21 protein-coding genes and 2 tRNA genes are annotated in these 18,709 nt (G+C 44.0%); 21 read left to right on the top strand and 2 right to left on the bottom strand.

What is annotated here, in order from left to right; all coding sequences use genetic code 11:
* Nucleotides 1–235: 235 nt before the first annotated feature.
* The 10 genes from RDV49_RS03350 (at nucleotide 236) to rsmA (ending at nucleotide 7,460) form a co-directional block, all read left to right on the top strand.
* Complete coding sequence (locus tag RDV49_RS03350; RefSeq protein ID WP_003008909.1) at nucleotides 236–1,129, top strand: TDT family transporter; 894 nt, start codon at nucleotides 236–238, stop codon at nucleotides 1,127–1,129.
* Between the two features lie 86 nt (nucleotides 1,130–1,215).
* Nucleotides 1,216–1,893 carry a CPBP family intramembrane glutamic endopeptidase gene (locus RDV49_RS03355; protein ID WP_003008907.1) on the top strand — a complete coding sequence of 226 codons (678 nt, stop codon included), beginning with the start codon at nucleotides 1,216–1,218 and terminating at the stop codon, nucleotides 1,891–1,893.
* A 78-nt stretch (nucleotides 1,894–1,971) separates the two neighbouring features.
* A complete protein-coding gene (rnpA, locus tag RDV49_RS03360) occupies nucleotides 1,972–2,313 on the top strand; it encodes a ribonuclease P protein component (RefSeq protein WP_003002960.1) in 342 nt (113 codons plus the stop codon).
* Between the two features lies 1 nt (nucleotide 2,314).
* Complete coding sequence (locus tag RDV49_RS03365) at nucleotides 2,315–3,130, top strand: YidC/Oxa1 family membrane protein insertase (RefSeq protein WP_037608124.1); 816 nt, start codon at nucleotides 2,315–2,317, stop codon at nucleotides 3,128–3,130.
* A gap of 15 nt (nucleotides 3,131–3,145) precedes the next feature.
* On the top strand, nucleotides 3,146–4,093 hold the full coding sequence (jag, locus tag RDV49_RS03370) for an RNA-binding cell elongation regulator Jag/EloR (protein ID WP_003008903.1): 948 nt from the start codon (nucleotides 3,146–3,148) through the stop codon (nucleotides 4,091–4,093).
* A gap of 75 nt (nucleotides 4,094–4,168) precedes the next feature.
* Nucleotides 4,169–4,798, top strand: a complete 630-nt coding sequence (locus RDV49_RS03375; protein WP_003008901.1) for a hypothetical protein — start codon at nucleotides 4,169–4,171, stop codon at nucleotides 4,796–4,798.
* Nucleotides 4,799–4,945: 147 nt separating this feature from the next.
* Entirely contained in the window at nucleotides 4,946–5,080 is a 135-nt protein-coding gene (rpmH, locus tag RDV49_RS03380; RefSeq protein WP_003003086.1) for a 50S ribosomal protein L34, read from the top strand.
* A gap of 125 nt (nucleotides 5,081–5,205) precedes the next feature.
* Entirely contained in the window at nucleotides 5,206–5,976 is a 771-nt protein-coding gene (locus tag RDV49_RS03385; RefSeq protein ID WP_003008899.1) for a TatD family hydrolase, read from the top strand.
* Nucleotides 5,948–6,532: a ribonuclease M5 gene (rnmV, locus tag RDV49_RS03390; RefSeq protein WP_003008897.1), complete on the top strand. Its 585-nt coding sequence runs from the start codon at nucleotides 5,948–5,950 to the stop codon at nucleotides 6,530–6,532. Before RDV49_RS03385 ends, rnmV begins: the two co-directional genes overlap by 29 nt.
* A gap of 52 nt (nucleotides 6,533–6,584) precedes the next feature.
* Nucleotides 6,585–7,460, top strand: coding sequence for a 16S rRNA (adenine(1518)-N(6)/adenine(1519)-N(6))-dimethyltransferase RsmA (rsmA, locus tag RDV49_RS03395; RefSeq protein ID WP_003008896.1), 876 nt, complete (start codon nucleotides 6,585–6,587; stop codon nucleotides 7,458–7,460).
* 46 nt (nucleotides 7,461–7,506) lie between these two features.
* Here rsmA and RDV49_RS03400 read toward each other — a convergent pair.
* Nucleotides 7,507–7,596 (bottom strand) — tRNA-Ser (locus RDV49_RS03400).
* 4 nt (nucleotides 7,597–7,600) lie between these two features.
* Nucleotides 7,601–7,683 (bottom strand) — tRNA-Leu (locus RDV49_RS03405).
* A gap of 247 nt (nucleotides 7,684–7,930) precedes the next feature.
* Between RDV49_RS03405 and rsgA the strand changes: the two genes are divergently transcribed.
* The 11 genes from rsgA to gap all read left to right on the top strand — a co-directional run bounded on the left by rsgA (nucleotide 7,931) and on the right by gap (nucleotide 18,620).
* Nucleotides 7,931–8,809 (top strand): ribosome small subunit-dependent GTPase A, encoded by an 879-nt coding sequence (rsgA, locus tag RDV49_RS03410; protein WP_003008895.1) that lies wholly within the window; start codon nucleotides 7,931–7,933, stop codon nucleotides 8,807–8,809.
* Between the two features lie 14 nt (nucleotides 8,810–8,823).
* Nucleotides 8,824–9,483, top strand: a complete 660-nt coding sequence (gene rpe / locus RDV49_RS03415; protein WP_003008893.1) for a ribulose-phosphate 3-epimerase — start codon at nucleotides 8,824–8,826, stop codon at nucleotides 9,481–9,483.
* Nucleotides 9,476–10,108, top strand: coding sequence for a thiamine diphosphokinase (locus tag RDV49_RS03420; RefSeq protein ID WP_003008891.1), 633 nt, complete (start codon nucleotides 9,476–9,478; stop codon nucleotides 10,106–10,108). The genes rpe and RDV49_RS03420 overlap by 8 nt, the downstream gene beginning before the upstream one ends.
* A 1-nt stretch (nucleotide 10,109) precedes the next feature.
* Entirely contained in the window at nucleotides 10,110–11,360 is a 1,251-nt protein-coding gene (locus tag RDV49_RS03425) for a DNA recombination protein RmuC (protein WP_037608121.1), read from the top strand.
* A complete protein-coding gene (locus RDV49_RS03430; RefSeq protein ID WP_037608119.1) occupies nucleotides 11,347–12,291 on the top strand; it encodes a 3'-5' exoribonuclease YhaM family protein in 945 nt (314 codons plus the stop codon). The genes RDV49_RS03425 and RDV49_RS03430 overlap by 14 nt, the downstream gene beginning before the upstream one ends.
* A 136-nt stretch (nucleotides 12,292–12,427) precedes the next feature.
* Nucleotides 12,428–13,243, top strand: a complete 816-nt coding sequence (gene purR, locus RDV49_RS03435) for a pur operon repressor (RefSeq protein WP_037608117.1) — start codon at nucleotides 12,428–12,430, stop codon at nucleotides 13,241–13,243.
* 23 nt (nucleotides 13,244–13,266) lie between these two features.
* Nucleotides 13,267–13,833 (top strand): hypothetical protein, encoded by a 567-nt coding sequence (locus tag RDV49_RS03440; protein WP_003008883.1) that lies wholly within the window; start codon nucleotides 13,267–13,269, stop codon nucleotides 13,831–13,833.
* Between the two features lie 205 nt (nucleotides 13,834–14,038).
* Nucleotides 14,039–14,452 (top strand): 30S ribosomal protein S12, encoded by a 414-nt coding sequence (rpsL, locus tag RDV49_RS03445; RefSeq protein ID WP_003003125.1) that lies wholly within the window; start codon nucleotides 14,039–14,041, stop codon nucleotides 14,450–14,452.
* A gap of 19 nt (nucleotides 14,453–14,471) precedes the next feature.
* Complete coding sequence (gene rpsG / locus RDV49_RS03450) at nucleotides 14,472–14,942, top strand: 30S ribosomal protein S7 (protein WP_003003105.1); 471 nt, start codon at nucleotides 14,472–14,474, stop codon at nucleotides 14,940–14,942.
* 306 nt (nucleotides 14,943–15,248) lie between these two features.
* The gene (gene fusA, locus RDV49_RS03455) at nucleotides 15,249–17,330 is read left to right on the top strand and encodes an elongation factor G (protein ID WP_003003071.1); all 2,082 of its coding nucleotides are present in this window, start codon (nucleotides 15,249–15,251) and stop codon (nucleotides 17,328–17,330) included.
* A gap of 279 nt (nucleotides 17,331–17,609) precedes the next feature.
* Nucleotides 17,610–18,620: a type I glyceraldehyde-3-phosphate dehydrogenase gene (gene gap / locus RDV49_RS03460; protein ID WP_003008880.1), complete on the top strand. Its 1,011-nt coding sequence runs from the start codon at nucleotides 17,610–17,612 to the stop codon at nucleotides 18,618–18,620.
* Nucleotides 18,621–18,709: the final 89 nt, after the last annotated feature.

Here is an 18,709-nt window from a genome sequence, read left to right on the forward strand (position 1 = left end):
GTGCCTGAAACATAATTATTTCAGGCACTTATCTCACGGCGGAAAGTTTCAGTAGATGTCTAAGTGAGCCTAATAGTTGATATCTTTTTAATTTTTTAAGTATCATTTAGGATGTATTATGTAAGAAACAGGTGGATTACATTCTAAAAGAAGTTGGTAAACCAACTTCTTTTTTTGATGATGTTCCCTTTGATTTTATGGTATACTGAAAGCGATAAAATGATTGGAGCTTCCGATGAAAAAGATTCCCTTAGTATTTTCAGGTTGTCTGTTAGGATTGGTTGGCGCTGGGAACCTTCTTGCAGACTCTCTGCCTGTTCTTGCCCATGCCTTTAGTCTGACAGGTTTGTTCTTCTGGTTTTTCTTTTTAGTCTATCATGCGATTCGCTGGCAAGAAACCAAGATAGAACTCCAACAGCCAGCCCTGTTATCTGGGATGGCGACCTTTCCCATGGCAGGGATGATTCTATCCACCTATCTTTTTCGCCTCTTTCCCGCCTTTGGAGGTCTATCTCAGTTGGTTTGGTGGTCAGCCTTTCTCTTGGATCTTTGCTTGATTCTTTATTTTACCAAGAACCATGTCATGGTGCGTCCAAGAGCCAATGCCACTCCGAGTTGGACCGTTCTCTATGTGGGCATTGCAGTAGCAGCCTTGACCTACCCTGTTGTAGGAATCAGGGAGATTGCTTATCTCGCTTTAGTGATTGGTTTTGGTTTGACCTTTCTTCTCTACCCCGTCATTTATTTTGATGGGAAAAAGCAGCCCTTACCCAATCATCTGTTAGGGCAAGAAGGCATCTATTGTGCTCCATTTTCCCTTCTTTTAGCAGCCCTGGTTCGTGTGGGTGGAGCAAGCCTTCCTACCTGGTTCTTATTGATCATGGTGGTGGCCTCGCAAGGGTTTTATTTCTTTGTTTTGACGCGCCTGCCAAGAATGATCAAAGAAGGTTTTCAACCCGCTTTTTCAGCTCTTACCTTTCCAACGGTCATCACAGCGACCTCTTTAAAAATGGCCCAAGGCTTGTTGCAATTACCTTTCTTGACAGTTCTTGTATGGATGGAAACTCTTCTTTGTCTCTTGATTTTAGTCGCTGTTTTAGGAGGTTATGTAGCTTTTCTTAAAGAGTGAGGGTAGGCATCCTTACGATTGATTCCTGGACGCGATTATGGTAAGATGCACTATACGATTTGTCATACTCTATAAGAAAGGTCTCTATGAAATTCATCAAAGGAAAGCTCTCACTGCTTTATCCCCTCTTTCTGCTCTTGTTTTATTTTTATATCCGGCCTCAGTTTCGCCCCTTGGCCCAGTATATCTCTACTAGTCTAGCAAGCGCAAATAGCTATTATTGGACCTTATTTGGCCTAGAAGGGCTCTATGCAACCTTTGCAGGATTTTTGGTCTATCGTTTTTCTAAAAAAGCGCAGTTTAAGCTGGGAAAAAACCCTCTTCAATCTCTGATGGAAGCCATTTTTGCAGCCTGTTTGGTCTACTGGTTGGACTACTTCATCAGTGGTTTTGTTCAAGGACGGGCAGCCGTTTTGAGTCTCTTTCCTAGGGAAATAAGTTCCACAGGGGTGCTCATCCTGGTGATCGCAATGGTCATTATCCGGCCGGTGACAGAAGAGCTGATCTTTCGTGGAGCCCTGGTAAATGCCTACTTCAAAGGCTGGAAACTCTATGCAGAGATTTGGCTTCCAGCCCTCATCTACAGTGGCCTGCATTTTCTCCATACTCCCTTTTCGTTAGGGGCTTGTATCATCTATCTCCTACCGAGTGTGATTTTTGGGACCCTGTATTATCGGAGCAAGACGCTCCTTTCTCCGATTTTAGGCCATATCTTGCTCAATCTATACTACACCTTGCCTTTGCTTTTATCTGTATTCAAGTAGCAACCGATTTCCTGAGGGAGATTGGTTTTTTTTGAAAATATGGTATAATAGAATAAATTTAATAGAGGGAGTTGAGGTTTGAAAAAAAGCTACCGCGTCAAACGTGACAAAGATTTTAATGCTATTTTTAAAAGTGGTCAAAATGTTGCCAATCGGAAATTCGTTGTTTACCGCTTGCGCAAAGACCAACCACATTTTCGAGTCGGCCTGTCTGTTAGTAAGAAGCTGGGAAATGCTGTGACTAGAAATCGCATCAAACGTTTGATTCGCCATGTTTTGATCAAACACCAAGCCTTCCTTACGACCGATGATTTTGTTGTCATTGCTCGTAAAGGAGTGGAGGAGCTCGACTTCCATCAAGTTGAGAAAAATCTTGTACATGTCTTAAAATTAGCGCATGTCTACCAAGAAAGGGAATAATGTGAAAAAGAAACTGAAGTTAACTGGATTATTGGGAGCAGCCTTATTGGTCTTGACAGCTTGTGGGACCTCTCAAGTGACAGCTCAGTCGACAGGTGGTTGGGAACGCTTCGTCTACTTCTTTGCCGAAGCCATTCGCTTCTTGTCATTTGGCGGAAGTATCGGTGTGGGGATTATCGTCTTTACCATTGTGATCCGGACGGTCCTCTTGCCGCTTTTCCAATATCAAATGAATTCAACCCGCAAGATGCAGGAAATTCAACCCCTACTCAAGGAATTGCAAGCCAAGTATCCTGGAAAGGATCTAGATAGTCGGACCAAGCTTTCTGAAGAGATGCGGGCCCTTTACAAGGAAAAAGGCGTCAAAACATCTTCAGCCTTTCTTCCTCTCTTGATTCAGATGCCGGTTTTGATGGCCTTGTTCCAAGCGCTGAGCCGTGTCGAATTCCTTAAAGTCGGTCACTTCCTCTGGTTGGACCTTGGCGCGATCGACCCGACTTATATCTTGCCGGTTCTTGCTGCCCTCTTCACATTTTTCAGCAGTTGGTTGACCAATAAAGCCCTGCCAGAGCGTAACGGGAGTGCGACAACCATGATGTATGTGATGCCTGTGATGATCTTCTTCTTTGCCTTGTTCTCAGCCAGCGGGGTCGCACTATACTGGGTGACTTCCAATGCTTATCAAGTCGGGCAAACCTATCTCTTGAACAACCCCTTCAAGATTATCGCAGAGCGTGAAGCAAAAGAGCAAGCTTCACGCGACATGGAAAAACAAAAACGCCGTGCCCTAAACAAAGCACAGAAAAAGAAAAAATAAGAAAGAGGTGGACATATGGTCCTATATACTGGAGCAACTGTTGAAGAAGCGATTCAAAAAGGTCTGAACGATTTAGATATTCCTCGTATGAAGGCACATATTACGGTTGTAGCGCGTGAAAAGAAAGGTTTTCTTGGCTTGTTTGGGAAAAAACCAGCCCAAGTAGAGATTGAGCCCATTGCAGAAACAACTGTTGTGAAAGCTAATCAACAAGCTGTAAAGGGTGTACCAGAAGAAATTAACGCGCAGAACGAACCGGTTAAGACGGTGAGCGAAGCAACGGTCGATCTCGGACGCGTCGTTGCAGCGATCAAAAAGGTCGAAGAAGAAGGAGAAGTTGTCTCTGAAGAAATCAAGACAGAAATCCTGAAACATGACAAAGAAGCAGATACCGTTCTTGAAGAAAAAGGGCATGAACATATCCTTGAAAAAGTCAAAGAACCAGCGACAAAAGAATCAAGCGAATCTGATTTCTCAAACCTTGGTATCGAGGTAGAGGAAAACTACAACATCGAAGAAGTCGTAGATGATGTGACAGCCTATGTTCAAACAGTGGTCGATGAAATGGATGTGGATGCGACCATCTCAAGCAGTCACAACCGCCGTACGGTCAATATGCAAATTGATACCAATGAGCCTGGGCGCGTGATTGGTTACCACGGAAAAGTCTTGAAGGCTCTTCAACTTTTGGCGCAAAATTACCTCTATAACCGCTACTCAAAGAATTTTTACATTACTATTAATGTTAATGACTATGTAGAACACCGGGCAGAAGTTCTTCAAAGCTATGCTCAGAAGTTAGCAACGCGTGCCCTCGAAGATGGGCAAGCCCAACAGACAGATCCGATGTCAAACAGTGAACGCAAAATCATTCACCGGATCGTCTCTAAGATGGAAGGAGTCACTAGCTACTCTGAAGGGGAAGAACCAAACCGTTACGTAGTGGTAGACATCGAAGGATAATCTAGCTATTATTTCCCATAAGGGAGAGACGGGATTGAGCCGATCTCTCCTTTTTTAGGTTTAGAAAGGAAGCAGATGGCATTTGCAGCGATTCGAGAGTTTTTAAAGCTTCAAGGAATCCACTACCAGGCTCCAGCAAAAGCAGGCGTGCTAGCCTCGGAGATGGAGCAGTATCGTGCCCTAGCTCAAGCGGCTCGTAAGGAATTCACCGATTTAGTCTCAGCCTTTCAGAAGCGTCACCCTTACTTGGAGCAGGATCGGACCAGCCAGTGGATGAACCAGGCCCAGGTCTTGCGGCCTCATTTTTGGGTCTATCTAAAAGGAGAAGGGACGATGGCAGAGCCCATGTTTGCCTTGAGGCTTTATGGGGATGCAGCTGATTTTGGAGTTTCCTTAGAGGTGAGCTTTATCGAGCGAAAAAAAGACGAGCAGAGCCTTCAAAAACAACACAAGGTACTCACCCTTCCTATCTCTCGGCCAGTTTATTATTTCGCCCAGAAAAATGGAGAGAGTCAAAGGGTAGAAGGAACAGAAAAGAATCGCCATGATCTGTTACAAGCAGTAGCAGAAGGGGCGGTTCGTAAGGTCCTCGTCAAATACGATGTTTCTCTAGTTGAGGAGAGGTCCCTAGAGAATATCCTGGATCAGTTGCAAGAGGCGCTGGTGGCTCTGGAACCCTATTACTTGGCAACCCGTCAGGTGTAGAAAGGTGTTCTCCGACCTGTATTTGCAACAATTTTGCCATAGCTATTGACAAATAGAGTCGAATCCGATAGAATAGTAAAGTATGTTTAGTAACTGATCACAACTAGCCGGCTAAACGAATACAAAATCTATGAGGAGGTATTCATCGTGAAACGTACTTATCAACCAAGTAAACTTCGTCGTGCGCGCAAACATGGTTTCCGTCACCGTATGGCAACTAAAAATGGTCGTCGCGTATTGGCAGCTCGTCGTCGTAAAGGACGCAAAGTTTTGGCTGCGTAATTCAGATAAAAACCTAAAAACCAGTAGAAACTCGAGACTACTGGTTTTTGTTTTGTCCGAAAGTGAATTTAGAGGCGCTTTCTGCTATAATAGAAAGAAGAAAAACTCGGAAGAAAAGGAAGATCATGCAGATTTTTGATACCCACACCCATCTCAATGTGGAAGAATTCGCAGGAAAAGAACAAGAAGAGCTCGACTTGGCCAAGGAAATGGGTGTTGTAGCCCACAATATCGTTGGTTTTGACAAGCCGACGATTGAGCGAGGAATAGCCTTGGCAGACCAGCACCCAGAACTCTATCTCACGCTTGGTTGGCATCCCACTGAGGCAGGTGATTATAGTCCTGAAGTGGAGGCCTATTTACTTGAACAGTTGAAACATCCCAAGGTCGTCGGACTCGGAGAAATTGGTCTGGATTACCACTGGATGACGGCACCAAAAGATATTCAAGAAAAGGTTTTTCGTCGTCAGATTCAATTGTCTAAAGACTTGGACCTCCCCTTTGTGGTGCATACACGCGATGCTTTAGAAGATACTTATGCCATCATCAAGAGTGAAGGAGTCGGGCCTCGCGGTGGGATCATGCATTCTTTCTCAGGAAGTTTAGAAGAAGCGAAGCGCTTCATGGATCTGGGAATGATGATTTCTTTTTCTGGAGTGGTGACCTTTAAGAAAGCCACAGATGTCCAAGAAGCGGCAGCTGGCCTTCCGTTAGACAAGATCTTGGTTGAAACAGATGCCCCTTACCTGGCACCAGTTCCCAAACGTGGTCGAGAAAATAAAACAGCCTACACTCGTTATGTGGTAGATTTTATTGCAGGACTACGTGGCTTAACAACAGAAGAAGTGGCTCAGGCAACCTACGACAATGCAAGAAAGGTATTTGGCCTTGACTGAGAAAAGAAAAATACCAGAAGTGATTGTCGTGGAGGGCAAGGACGACACAGCCAATCTCCGTCGTTTTTATGAGGTGGATACCTATGAAACCCGAGGCTCTGCGATCGATCAAGATGATTTGGAACGAATTGCTACCTTGCAAGAGTTGCGTGGGGTCATTGTCTTTACCGATCCAGACTACAATGGCGAGCGAATTCGCAAGATCATTATGCAAGAGGTGCCCCAGGCCAAACATGCCTTTTTAAATCGTGGTGAAGCAGTCCCCAAATCCAAGACCAAGGGGCGTTCTCTTGGAGTGGAGCATGCCAGTTTTGAAGACTTAGAAAAAGCCCTAGCTGGACTGGTCGGGTCTTACGAAGATGAAAATTTCTTTGATATCACAAAGACCGACTTGATGCGTCTTGGACTGTTGATGGGAAGCGATAGTCGCAAACGACGGGAATATCTAGGCGAAGCCTTGCGCATCGGCTACTGCAATGGCAAGCAATTGATCAAACGCTTGGAGTTGTTTGGAATTTGTTTAGCACAAGTCGAAGAGGCGATGGCTAGTTATTAAGACGGAAGTAGAGGGGATCCTTTACCCCTAAACTGATTAGAAAAGAGAAAAAATGAGAATTGCAGATTATAGCGTGACCAAGGCAGTGCTAGAGCGTCACGGTTTTACCTTTAAAAAATCCTTCGGTCAGAACTTCTTGACCGATACCAATATCCTTCAAAAGATTGTCGATACGGCTGAGATTGATAAAACCGTCAATGTCATCGAAATCGGTCCTGGGATTGGGGCTCTGACTGAGTTTTTGGCGGAAAATGCCGCAGAAGTGATGGCCTTTGAAATTGATGACCGTTTGGTTCCCATCTTAGCGGATACCTTGCGTGATTTTGACAATGTCACGGTTGTCAACCAAGACATCCTCAAGGTAGACCTCAACCAGTACATCGCAGAGTTTAAAAATCCAGACCTTCCGATCAAGGTGGTGGCTAACCTTCCTTACTACATTACGACTCCCATCCTCATGCACTTGATCGAATCCAAGATTCCTTTCCAAGAATTTGTGGTCATGATGCAAAAAGAGGTGGCAGACCGCATCTCAGCTGAGCCCAACACCAAGGCTTATGGTTCTTTGTCCATTGCAGTCCAGTACTATATGACTGCTAAGGTAGCCTTTATCGTGCCTCGCACCGTCTTTGTGCCAGCACCAAATGTCGACTCTGCCATCCTCAAGATGGTGCGTCGCGAAGAGCCAGCAGTAGCCGTCAAGGACGAAGATTTCTTCTTCTCTGTTAGCAAGGCTAGCTTTGTCCATCGGCGGAAGACACTTTGGAACAACTTGACCAGTCGTTTTGGCAAGACCGAAGAAATCAAAGCCAAACTGGAAGCAGGAATCCAAGCTGCAGGCCTGCAACCTTCTGTACGAGGAGAAGCTCTTAGCCTAGAAGACTTCGCTCGCCTAGCAGACGGCCTTCTAGAAGTCGGGATCAAATAATAGAAAAGACATGAGATATGAAGCTCATGTCTTTTTGAATGATGGAAGGAAAGGACGGGATTTGAACCCGCGCGTGAATAAAAATCCACTTGCCGGATTTCGAGTCCGGTGCCGTACCGAGCTGGGCCACCTTTCCAAGATGCGGAGAAAGGGATTTGAACCCTCACGCCCGAAGGGGCACATGCGCCTGAAGCATGCGTGTCTGCCGTTCCACCACCTCCGCATAGTTCTATTATACACTTTTTAGGAAAAATGCCAAGGAAAAAAAGAAGGTGCCCTTTCCCGAATTCTGCTAAAAGACAAGTCATAACAGATACTCCGTCTTCTGTTTCTATCCATTTAAAAAACGAACCTATTCGTTTCTAAAAGCGTCCGGAGAGGTTCACTTTTCGTTTTTTCTTATCAAGCAAACCAGCCTTATTTCTCATTTTTTGGTATAATAGATAGTATTAATCTCAAAGGAGTGCGATTTGCAAGGAACAATCGTCAAGGCCTTGGCTGGCTTTTACTACGTGGAGTCAGACGGTCACATTTATCAGACACGGGCTCGTGGAAATTTTAGAAAAAAAGGACAGACTCCTTATGTGGGGGATCAGGTAGAATTCTCTGCTGAAGAGAATTCAGAAGGCTACATTTTGAGCATTGCGCCTCGAAAAAATAGCCTCGTGCGTCCTCCGATTGTCAATATTGATCAGGCAGTAGTGATTATGTCAGCTAAGGAGCCGGATTTCAATGCCAATCTTTTAGACCGTTTTCTGGTTCTTTTGGAGCATAAGGGGATTCATCCCATTGTCTATATTTCCAAACTGGACTTGTTAGAAGATATGGAAGACATCCACTACTACCAAGGGATCTATCAGGCTATTGGCTATGATTTTGTCTTGTCGATTGAGGAACTCTTGCCCCTTTTGACCAATCAAACCACGGTCTTTATGGGACAGACCGGTGTAGGAAAATCGACCTTGCTCAATAAGATTGCTCCGGATCTGGAGCTTGAAACGGGTGAGATTTCAGATAGTCTGGGGCGCGGTCGACACACGACCCGAGCTGTCAGCTTTTACCATTTAAATGGAGGAAAGATCGCAGATACGCCTGGCTTTTCATCCCTTGATTATGAAGTGACAACCAGTGAAGATTTAAATCAAGCCTTCCCAGAGATCGCCGATGTGAGCCACTCTTGTAAATTTCGTACCTGTACCCACACGCATGAGCCAGCTTGTGCGGTGAAACCAGCCGTTGAAAGAGAGGAAATTGCACCTTTCCGTTATGAGGATTACTTGCAATTTCTAAGTGAGATTGAAAACCGTCGCAAAACCTATAAAAAAGTTTCGAAAAAAATGCCAAAATAGGAGACACTACAACGATGAAAACAATGAAAATTGCACCCTCAATTTTGAGTGCAGATTATGCCAATTTTGAAAGTGAATTGAAACGCTTAGGAGCAGCTGGAGCTGACTATGCCCATATCGATGTCATGGATGGCCATTTTGTGCCCAATATCAGCTTTGGAGCTGGTGTCGTAGAGAGCATGCGTCCACATAGCAAGTTGGTCTTTGATTGCCACTTGATGGTCACCAATCCCGAACACCATATCGAAGAATTTGCCCGTGCAGGTGCTGATATCATCAGCATCCACGTAGAAGCAACTCCTCATATCCACGGAGCTCTTCAAAAAATTCGTCAAGCGGGTGTGAAGGCGAGTGTCGTGATCAACCCAGGGACTCCTGTAGACAGTATCAAACATGTCTTGAACTTGGTGGATCAAGTCTTGGTTATGACCGTTAATCCAGGATTCGGTGGCCAGGCCTTCTTGCCTGAAACCATGGACAAGGTGCGCGAATTAGCCGCTCTTCGTGAAGAAAAAGGTTTAGACTTTGATATCGAAGTGGATGGTGGAATTGATGGCCAAACTATTTCCCAAGCAAAAGCAGCTGGGGCTAATGTCTTTGTGGCAGGCTCTTATGTCTTTAATGGAGATGTTAATGAGCGCGTTCAAACGCTCCGAGATGCTGTAAATGGTTAAGATTGCAGTACTGGCAGGAGGTGACAGCACGCTCTTGCCAAGAAATCATGACGTTTATGTAGGCGTTGATGGTGGCTGTTTGAAGTTACTGGAACAAGGTCTGCCTTTAGATATAGCTGTGGGGGATTTCGATTCTGTCTCTGAGACTGATTTGAATGAGATCCGAACCCAAGCCAAGCAGGTTGTTCAGTCCGTTCCTGAAAAGAATGATACGGATTTGGAATTGGCCTTGAAAGCGGTCTTTGAGGCCTATCCAGATGCTGCTGTCACCGTTTATGGTGCCTTTGGTGGTCGCTTGGATCACTTTTTGTCCAATATCTTTTTGCCGACCGATCCAGACCTAGCTCCCTACATGGAGCAGATCCAATTAGTCGATGGTCAAAATCGCTTGATCTACAGACCAGCTGGTTGCTATGAGATTCAGCCAGGTCCAGCCATGTCTTATGTTGGTTTTATGCCTGTCGGAGAAGGTCGCTTAGAGATCGCAGGAGCCAAGTATCCGCTCCATCAGGAGAATTATTTTTTGAAGGCCATGTATGGCTCCAATGAATTTTTGGATCAACCGATTCAAGTGAGTCTTGATCGTGGCTATCTTGTCATTGTTTATAGTAAAGACAGAGGTTAATATGAATATCATTCTGCTTCTGATTGGCCTGCTCAATCTGGGCCTCCTCATCTATTTCTTGCAACGGTCAGATGATACAAGACCAGCTTTACGAGAGATGCTGGAAGACCATGAGGATCATTTGACAGACCAGTTGGACTATCGTTTTGAAAAAGAAAGACAAGCAAGCCAGATTGCCAATCAGCAGTTAGAGATCGCCCTGACAGATCGCTTAACCGAGATGCGAGTGGAGATCCACCAGCAGACGACGGCTCTGCGCGCTGAGATGAACGAGCACTTTACTAAAAATCGGGACAAAACAGATGAGCGTATGCGCCAGATCCAAGAGTCCAATGAAGTGCGGCTAGAACAGATGCGCCAAACGGTAGAAGAAAAATTGGAGAAAACCTTGCAGCACCGCTTGCAGACCTCCTTTGAGACGGTTTCAAAACAATTGGAGTCGGTCAACAAAGGGCTGGGAGAAATGCAGACAGTAGCGCGGGATGTCGGAACCCTTAATAAAGTTCTCTCCAATACCAAGACGCGTGGGATTATGGGTGAATTGCAGCTGGGCCAAATCATCGAAGATATCTTGACCCCAGCCCAGTATGAGCGGGAGTTTGTCACCGTTCCCCAATCCAGTGAGCGCGTGGAATATGCTATTAAGCTTCCAGGACAAGGAGAGGAGCCAGTCTATCTGCCGATTGACTCTAAATTCCCACTGGAAGACTACTATCGTCTGGAAGAAGCTTATGAATCAGGAGAGAAAGAGGAGATCGAGCTTTACCGCAAGGCCCTTCTTGCTAGTATCAAGCGTTTTGCTAAGGATATCCAACAAAAATACCTCTTTCCACCAGCGACAACGAATTTCGGAATTCTCTTTTTGCCAACTGAAGGCCTCTATTCCGAAGTGGTTCGCAATCCAGAATTCTTCGATCGCTTGCGTCGGGACGAACAAATTTTAGTGGCTGGGCCAAGTACCTTATCAGCCCTCTTGAACTCCTTGTCTGTTGGCTTTAAAACGCTCAACATCCAAAAGAGTGCAGATGACATTAGCAAGGTGTTGGGATCGGTCAAATCAGAATTCCATAAGTTTGGAGGGATTCTGGCCAAGACTCAGCGCCATTTAAAGAATGCTTCCAATAATATTGATGATTTGCTAACCAGACGGACCAGTGCCATCGAGCGGACACTCCGCCAAATCGAAAGCGATGAGGACTTGCTGGGACTAGATGTATATATAGAAGATGGAGAAGATGATGGTCAAAATTAACCAAATGAAAAAAGATGAATTGTTCGAAGGATTCTATTTGATCAAGTCAGCAGAAGTGCGTCAAACGCGGGCCGGGAAAAACTACCTCGCCTTTGTCTTCCAGGATGAGACCGGTACAATCGAAGGTAAACTATGGGATGCCCAACCTCACAATGTAGAGAGTTTTATGGCTGGGCGCGTGGTCCATATGTCTGGACGTCGAGAAGTTTACAATAATACTCCGCAAGTCAACCAATTAAACATGCGCTTGCCCCAAGCAGGAGAGCCCAACAATCCAGCAGACTTTAAGGAAAAACCACCAGTAGATCCCAAGGAATTGCATGAATACCTGTCAAACATGATTTTCAAAATTGAAAATCCAGTCTGGCAAAGGATTGTCCGGGCCCTCTATGGGAAATATGAGAAAGAGTTTTATAGCTATCCAGCTGCTAAGACCAACCATCATGCCTTTGAAGCAGGTCTCGCTTATCATACGGCGACCATGGTCCGCTTGGCAGATAGTATCGGTGATATCTATCCTCAGTTGAATAAGAGCTTGCTCTTTGCAGGGATTATGTTACACGATTTGGCCAAAGTGATCGAGTTGACGGGGCCTGAAAATACAGAATACACTGTTCGAGGCAACCTCATCGGCCACATTGCACTCATCGATGAAGAAATCACCAAGGTCTTGCAAGACTTGAAGATTGATGACCAAAAAGAAGAAGTCATCGTTCTTCGCCATGTGATCTTGAGTCACCATGGCTTGCTGGAATACGGTAGTCCTGTTCGTCCAAAGATCATGGAAGCAGAGATTATTCATATGATCGATAATTTGGATGCAGAAATGATGATGATGACAACAGCACTTGGCTTAATTGGTCCTGGCGAAATGACCAATAAAATCTTTGCTATGGAAAATCGTTCCTTCTATAAACCGAATCTCGACTAGTAAAAACAGAGATAAATACGGGAATGATTCTGCCAAAAATAAAATAATCAGGAAAAAACGGCCTTCTGTAAATCAGAATGTTCGTTTTTTTCGCTTCTTATGGTATAATGATAGAAAAAAACTACATGGTGAGAAAATGAAATTAAGAAGAAGTGAACGGATGGTCGTGATTTCTAATTACTTGATCAACCATCCCTATGAATTGACTAGCCTCAATACGTTTGCGGAAAAGTATGAGTCTGCCAAGTCTTCCATCTCAGAAGATATCGTGATCATTAAGCATGCGTTTGAAGAGATGGAAATCGGAAATATTGAGACCATTACCGGAGCTGGTGGAGGCGTGATCTTTACGCCGTCTATCTCAGATCAAGAATCCAAAGAAATCGTCGAGGATCTTTGCAAGCAACTGTCTGAAAGTGATCGTATCCTTCCTGGTGGCTACATTTACCTGTCTGATCTTTTGAGCAATCCAAAGATTTTGAATCGGATCGGCCGCATCATTGCCAAAGCCTTTCGAGATAAGAAGATTGATGCTGTCATGACCGTAGCGACCAAGGGAGTTCCTTTAGCCAATGCAGTGGCCAATGTCTTGAATGTTCCATTCGTCATTGTCCGTCGTGATTTGAAAATCACAGAAGGGTCAACCGTTAGTGTCAACTATGTTTCAGGCTCAAGTGGAGATCGCATTGAGAAAATGTTCCTTTCAAAACGGAGCCTAAAAGCAGGAAGCCGGGTCTTGATTGTCGATGACTTCCTTAAAGGTGGCGGAACGATTAACGGGATGGTCAGCCTCTTGGCTGAATTTGATTCAGAATTAGCAGGGGTAGCTGTCTTTGCGGATAATGCTGCAACCGACCGTGAATTCTTTGAACACAAATCCTTATTGCGCGTGACCAACATCGATGTAAAAGAAAATAAATTGAGTGTCGAAGTTGGGAATATCTTTGATTAAGAGCAACAAAGGAGGATCAAAAAGTGAAAAGAATTTTAGATCGATTTGATAATAGTCCTTTGTGGATTCGCTTGGTGACAGTTCTGTCTCTATCCTTTATTTTGGTAGCTGGTTTGTATACCGTTAAAAAGAATACGGCTGCCCAGGTAACGACAGAAATTCAACCTGCTAAAAAAACAGGTTCCCTTCCAGTGAAAAAGGAAACAAAGGAAGAAAAAGAAAAGAAAGAAGAAAAGAAAAATACAGAAGCTGCTGAAAAAGCAGTCGTTCAAATGGAAACAACTCCAAGTCAAGATTCTGTGAACGCTGCCCAAGCTGCTGTGAAGAAAGTCAAAGATGCGACTCAAAAGCAATCGCTTGATGCCCGTATCCAATACATCGCTAACTATTATGGACTGACCTATGAGAGTGACACAGCGGCAACACAGCAGACTCAAACAGACGCTAATGCCAACCCGAACGCAAATACTAATGCCAATGCCAATGCTGGAGTAGCTGGAGCCAATGCGACAGTTCAACCACAACAGCAACAACAGTATGCTCCGGCTGCAGATGCAGGGGCAGAAGAACCTGCTGAAGCTGGTCAATAATGAACTTTTTCGACTTCTTTAAAAAATAAAAAAACATCTTGCAATCAAAGTGCCGTCATGTTATAATAATAGACGGTACTTTTTACTTTTGGTCTCTCAAGAGTGTACAGGGACGTGCTGACAAATGTTGCAAAAGTACACACAGATGGTAGCTGTCACCAAGTGTACCATCACCAAAAATAAAAAATTTCACAGGAGAATGTAGATGCCTACAATTAACCAATTGGTTCGCAAACCGCGTAAATCAAAAGTAGAAAAATCTAAATCACCAGCTTTGAACGTTGGTTACAACAGTCATAAAAAAGTTCAAACAAACGTTTCTTCACCACAAAAACGTGGTGTTGCAACTCGTGTTGGAACAATGACACCTAAAAAACCTAACTCTGCCCTTCGTAAATTTGCCCGTGTACGTTTGAGCAACTTGATCGAAGTAACTGCCTATATCCCAGGTATCGGACACAACTTGCAAGAACACAGCGTGGTTCTTCTTCGTGGTGGACGTGTAAAAGACCTTCCAGGGGTACGTTACCATATCGTCCGTGGAGCACTTGATACTGCAGGTGTAAACGATCGTAAACAAGGCCGTTCTAAATACGGTACTAAAAAACCAAAAGCATAAGGAAAGGGGATAAAGAAAAATGAGTCGTAAAAACCGTGCGCCTAAACGCGATGTATTGCCAGATCCGCTTTACAATTCACAATTAGTTACTCGTCTTATCAACCGCGTTATGCTTGATGGTAAACGTGGTACAGCTGCTTCAATCGTTTACGGAGCTTTCGAACAAATTAAAGAAGCTACTGGAAACGATGCTCTTGAAGTATTCGAAACAGCTATGGAAAACATCATGCCTGTACTTGAAGTACGTGCTCGCCGTGTCGGTGGTTCTAACTACCAAGTCCCAGTTGAAGTTCGTCCAGAACGTCGTACAACACTTGGACTTCGTTGGTTGGTAACAATCGCTCGTCAACGTGGTGAACACACAATGGTTGATCGTCTTGCAAAAGAAATCTTGGATGCAGCGAACAACACTGGTGCAGCTGTTAAGAAACGTGAAGATACTCACCGTATGGCTGAAGCTAACCGTGCATTTGCACACTTCCGCTGGTAATAAAATGATACTAAGAGCGGCAAAGGCCCAAGGCAAAAATAGGAAACTGATGCAGTGTTCGATGAACACAAAGCAGTTTATCTTTTTTGCACCGGGCCTCGCTCGGGTTCAAATCAGTTAACTTGAGCTTTTAGCCCGAGTTCAATTAAGCTTCGTCAGCTCTTGAACCCAATTCAACTCTTCTTACAAGTTGGAACCAAAACTTAGCATGAAAACACTGAGAACGGGTAGGTCCTGCCTATCCGTTTTTATTAAATCATGTTATAATAGAATATAGAAATAAAAAATATAGGAGAAACAAACCTCATGGCACGCGAATTTTCACTTGAAAAAACTCGTAATATCGGTATCATGGCTCACGTCGATGCTGGTAAAACAACTACAACTGAGCGTATCCTTTACTACACTGGTAAGATTCACAAAATCGGTGAAACTCACGAAGGTGCGTCACAAATGGACTGGATGGAGCAAGAGCAAGAACGTGGTATCACCATCACATCTGCCGCTACAACAGCTCAATGGAAAGACACTCGTGTAAACATCATCGACACACCAGGACACGTGGACTTCACTATCGAAGTTCAACGTTCACTCCGCGTTTTGGACGGTGCTGTAACCGTTCTTGACTCACAATCAGGTGTTGAACCTCAAACTGAAACAGTTTGGCGTCAAGCAACTGAATACGGAGTTCCACGTATCGTATTCGCTAACAAGATGGATAAAATCGGTGCTGACTTCCTTTACTCAGTAAGCACACTTCATGACCGTCTTCAAGCAAACGCTCACCCAATTCAATTGCCAATCGGTGCTGAAGATGACTTCCGCGGAATCATTGACTTGATCAAGATGAAAGCTGAAATCTATACTAACGACCTTGGTACAGATATCCTTGAAGAAGATATTCCAGCTGAATACCTTGAACAAGCTCAAGAATACCGTGAAAAATTGGTTGAAGCAGTTGCTGAAACTGATGAAGACTTGATGATGAAATACCTTGAAGGGGAAGAAATCACTAACGAAGAATTGAAAGCTGGTATCCGTAAAGCTACAATCAACGTTGAGTTCTACCCAGTACTTTGTGGTTCTGCCTTCAAGAACAAAGGGGTTCAATTGATGTTGGATGCGGTCCTTGACTACCTTCCAAGCCCACTTGATATCCCTGCAATCAAGGGTGTGAACCCAGATACAGACGAAGAAGAAGAACGTCCAGCATCTGATGAAGAGCCATTTGCAGCTCTTGCCTTCAAGATCATGACTGACCCATTCGTAGGTCGTTTGACATTCTTCCGTGTTTACTCAGGTGTCTTGAACTCAGGTTCATACGTCTTGAACACTTCTAAAGGTAAACGTGAACGTATCGGACGTATCCTTCAAATGCACGCCAACACTCGTAAAGAAATCGAAACAGTTTACTCTGGAGATATCGCTGCTGCCGTTGGTTTGAAAGATACTACAACTGGTGACTCATTGACAGATGAAAAAGCAAAAATCATCCTTGAATCAATCGAAGTTCCAGAACCAGTTATCCAATTGATGGTTGAGCCTAAATCTAAAGCAGACCAAGACAAGATGGGTATCGCCCTTCAAAAATTGGCTGAAGAAGATCCAACATTCCGCGTTGAAACAAACCCTGAAACTGGTGAAACAGTTATCTCTGGTATGGGTGAGTTGCACTTGGATGTCCTTGTTGACCGTATGAAACGTGAATTCAAGGTTGAAGCTAACGTTGGTGCCCCTCAAGTATCTTACCGTGAAACATTCCGCGCTTCTACACAAGCACGTGGATTCTTCAAACGTCAATCTGGTGGTAAAGGTCAGTTTGGTGATGTTTGGATCGAATTTACTCCAAACGAAGAAGGTAAAGGATTCGAGTTCGAAAATGCGATCGTCGGTGGTGTGGTTCCACGTGAATTCATCCCTGCAGTAGAAAAAGGACTTCAAGAATCTATGGCGAACGGTGTCCTTGCTGGTTACCCAATGGTTGACGTGAAAGCTAAGCTTTACGATGGTTCATACCACGATGTCGACTCATCTGAAACTGCCTTCAAGATCGCTGCATCTCTTGCGCTTAAAGAAGCTGCTAAGACTGCACAACCAGCTATCCTTGAACCAATGATGCTTGTAACCATCACAGTTCCTGAAGAAAACCTTGGGGATGTTATGGGTCACGTAACTGCTCGTCGTGGACGTGTAGATGGTATGGAAGCACACGGTGCAAGCCAAATCGTTCGTGCTTATGTGCCACTTGCTGAAATGTTCGGTTACGCTACTGTCCTTCGTTCTGCAACTCAAGGACGTGGTACCTTCATGATGGTATTTGACCACTACGAAGATGTACCAAAATCAGTACAAGAAGAAATCATTAAAAAAGCTAAAGGTGAAGCTTAATTTACCAATGCTTAAAAACTCTTCCCACTTTGGGAAGAGTTTTTCTTTGTTCCAAAAGTGAGTACAAGTAAAATAGCGCTTTTCCTATCGATCAAGACTTTGTGAAAAACTTTAATAAAAGAGGTGGTGATCTATGATAAATCTTGCTTTTCGTTGGGAAATAGTTGCTTTTTAATGCAATAAAGTATATAATAGAGACTGTTAAAAGATGTTTGGCGCTGTGTCAAGTTACTCTTTTCACAAAAAATTTTTTTGATTTTCATAAGGAGGAAATCACGAATGGTAGTTAAAGTTGGTATTAACGGTTTCGGTCGTATCGGACGTCTTGCTTTCCGTCGTATCCAAAACGTAGAAGGTGTTGAAGTTACACGCATCAACGACCTTACAGATCCAGTTATGCTTGCACACTTGTTGAAATACGATACAACTCAAGGTCGTTTCGACGGTACTGTGGAAGTTAAAGAAGGTGGATTCGAAGTTAACGGTAAATTCGTTAAAGTTTCTGCTGAACGCGATCCAGAACAAATCGACTGGGCTAACGACGGTGTAGAAATCGTTCTTGAAGCAACTGGTTTCTTTGCTACTAAAGCAGCTGCTGAAAAACACTTGCATGCTGGTGGTGCTAAGAAAGTTGTTATCACTGCTCCTGGTGGATCAGATGTTAAAACAGTCGTATTTAACACTAACCACGATATTCTTGATGGTACTGAAACAGTTATCTCAGGTGCTTCATGTACTACAAACTGCTTGGCTCCAATGGCTAAAGCTCTTCAAGATAACTTCGGTGTTGTTGAAGGATTGATGACTACTATCCACGCTTACACTGGTGACCAAATGATCCTTGACGGTCCACACCGTAAAGGTGACCTTCGTCGTGCACGCGCTGGTGCTGCTAACATCGTTCCTAACTCAACTGGTGCTGCTAAAGCAATCGGTTTGGTTATCCCTGAATTGAACGGTAAATTGGACGGAGCTGCACAACGTGTTCCTGTTCCAACTGGATCAGTTACTGAATTGGTAGTTGTTCTTGACAAGAACGTTACTGTTGATGAAGTGAACGCAGCTATGAAAGCAGCTTCAAACGAATCATACGGTTACACTGAAGATCCAATCGTTTCTTCAGACGTTGTAGGTATGTCTTACGGATCATTGTTTGACGCAACTCAAACTAAAGTTCTTGACGTTGACGGTAAACAATTGGTTAAAGTTGTTTCATGGTATGACAACGAAATGTCTTACACTGCACAACTTGTTCGTACTCTTGAATACTTCGCAAAAATTGCTAAATAATTCATGCGTATGATGAGAGGAGGGAAACCTCCTCTTTTTTTGTACTTTTTTTAGGGCTTTCTCATCATATTATAGGAATTGCCAAAATA

Origin of the sequence: Streptococcus parasanguinis (assembly GCF_031582885.1) — a bacterium.
Lineage (GTDB): Bacteria > Bacillota > Bacilli > Lactobacillales > Streptococcaceae > Streptococcus > Streptococcus parasanguinis_M.

What these genes read in the sequence shown, in the direction of transcription:
- RDV49_RS03425 (WP_037608121.1), top strand. Translation starts at nt 10,110, where the DNA reads ATGAATATCATTCTGCTTCTGATTGGCCTGCTCAATCTGGGCCTCCTC.
- RDV49_RS03375 (WP_003008901.1), top strand. Translation starts at nt 4,169, where the DNA reads ATGGCATTTGCAGCGATTCGAGAGTTTTTAAAGCTTCAAGGAATCCAC.
- fusA (WP_003003071.1), top strand. Translation starts at nt 15,249, where the DNA reads ATGGCACGCGAATTTTCACTTGAAAAAACTCGTAATATCGGTATCATG.
- RDV49_RS03430 (WP_037608119.1), top strand. Translation starts at nt 11,347, where the DNA reads ATGGTCAAAATTAACCAAATGAAAAAAGATGAATTGTTCGAAGGATTC.
- RDV49_RS03355 (WP_003008907.1), top strand. Translation starts at nt 1,216, where the DNA reads ATGAAATTCATCAAAGGAAAGCTCTCACTGCTTTATCCCCTCTTTCTG.
- jag (WP_003008903.1), top strand. Translation starts at nt 3,146, where the DNA reads ATGGTCCTATATACTGGAGCAACTGTTGAAGAAGCGATTCAAAAAGGT.
- rpsG (WP_003003105.1), top strand. Translation starts at nt 14,472, where the DNA reads ATGAGTCGTAAAAACCGTGCGCCTAAACGCGATGTATTGCCAGATCCG.
- rpsL (WP_003003125.1), top strand. Translation starts at nt 14,039, where the DNA reads ATGCCTACAATTAACCAATTGGTTCGCAAACCGCGTAAATCAAAAGTA.
- rpe (WP_003008893.1), top strand. Translation starts at nt 8,824, where the DNA reads ATGAAAACAATGAAAATTGCACCCTCAATTTTGAGTGCAGATTATGCC.
- purR (WP_037608117.1), top strand. Translation starts at nt 12,428, where the DNA reads ATGAAATTAAGAAGAAGTGAACGGATGGTCGTGATTTCTAATTACTTG.
- RDV49_RS03420 (WP_003008891.1), top strand. Translation starts at nt 9,476, where the DNA reads ATGGTTAAGATTGCAGTACTGGCAGGAGGTGACAGCACGCTCTTGCCA.
- RDV49_RS03385 (WP_003008899.1), top strand. Translation starts at nt 5,206, where the DNA reads ATGCAGATTTTTGATACCCACACCCATCTCAATGTGGAAGAATTCGCA.
- RDV49_RS03350 (WP_003008909.1), top strand. Translation starts at nt 236, where the DNA reads ATGAAAAAGATTCCCTTAGTATTTTCAGGTTGTCTGTTAGGATTGGTT.
- gap (WP_003008880.1), top strand. Translation starts at nt 17,610, where the DNA reads ATGGTAGTTAAAGTTGGTATTAACGGTTTCGGTCGTATCGGACGTCTT.
- rsmA (WP_003008896.1), top strand. Translation starts at nt 6,585, where the DNA reads ATGAGAATTGCAGATTATAGCGTGACCAAGGCAGTGCTAGAGCGTCAC.
- rnmV (WP_003008897.1), top strand. Translation starts at nt 5,948, where the DNA reads ATGCAAGAAAGGTATTTGGCCTTGACTGAGAAAAGAAAAATACCAGAA.